This window comes from Candidatus Sodalis sp. SoCistrobi (assembly GCF_900143145.1).
Classification (GTDB): domain Bacteria; phylum Pseudomonadota; class Gammaproteobacteria; order Enterobacterales; family Enterobacteriaceae; genus SoCistrobi.
In genome coordinates this window covers 1-804 of sequence record NZ_FRDB01000395.1, presented here as the reverse complement: position 1 = coordinate 804, position 804 = coordinate 1, and the positions used below count along the sequence as shown (strand labels likewise).

Below are 804 nucleotides of genomic sequence, written 5' to 3'. Positions count from 1 at the left end.
CAACAGGTCCTGAGGGGAGTGGCAATCCTGGAGCAATTGGTCAATAAGATCGTTGCTGATAGGCATTTTGTAGTCCTTTAAAGGTTTTGCTAAAAATGCCATTTACACAGATTATTTTACAGCCTCGGTATTACTGGCCAAGATGGTTCATATCTTGCCGAATTCCTATTGAACAAAGGGTACGAGGTCCATGGAATAAAACGACGATGCTCTCAGTTTAACACGCAACGGATTGAACATATTTTTCAGGCATCTCATGACAATAACGCCATGCTTAAATTACATCATGGTGATCTTTCTGACACCTCAAATTTAACCCGCATTCTAGCGGAAGTCCAACCGGACGAAGTTTATAATTTGGGTGCGCAATCACACGTCGCGGTCAGCTTTGATTCTCCCGAATATACCGCCGACGTCGATGCCATCGGCGCGTTGCGCTTATTAGAGGCCATTCGTTTTCTCGGGCTGACCGAAAAAAACCGTTACTATCAGGCATCCACGTCGGAACTTTTCGGTCTGGTGTGCGAACCACGACTGAATAACCCCGAGTTTATTAGAGAGTAATTTTGGCAATACTACGCCGCTTCCTCTGATGCTAATTGCAAAGCGTAATAGTTCATTTCGGCTTCAGTAGGAGGGATGTAACCCAGCCGCCCGAGCAGCCTTCTGTTGTTGTACCAGTCCACCCAGTCCAGCGTGGCCAACTCCACTTCCGTCCGGTTTTTCCAGCTCCCGCGGTGGATAACCTCCGTTTTGTACAACCCGTTGATACTCTCTGCCATCGCATTATCGTAGGAGTCGCCG

At 47.5% G+C, this 804-nt stretch carries 1 protein-coding gene and 1 pseudogene; one reads left to right on the top strand and one right to left on the bottom strand.

What is annotated here, in order from left to right; genetic code table 11:
* Positions 1–129 precede the first annotated feature (129 nt).
* Positions 130–528 (top strand): annotated as a pseudogene (locus CINSTRO3249_RS16120) (GDP-mannose 4,6-dehydratase); the annotation flags it as partial.
* 47 nt (positions 529–575) lie between these two features.
* On the opposite strand, the gene CINSTRO3249_RS16115 reads toward CINSTRO3249_RS16120, so the two are convergent.
* On the bottom strand, positions 576–804 hold a 229-nt coding region (locus CINSTRO3249_RS16115), incomplete at its 5' end, for an integrase core domain-containing protein (protein WP_143146879.1).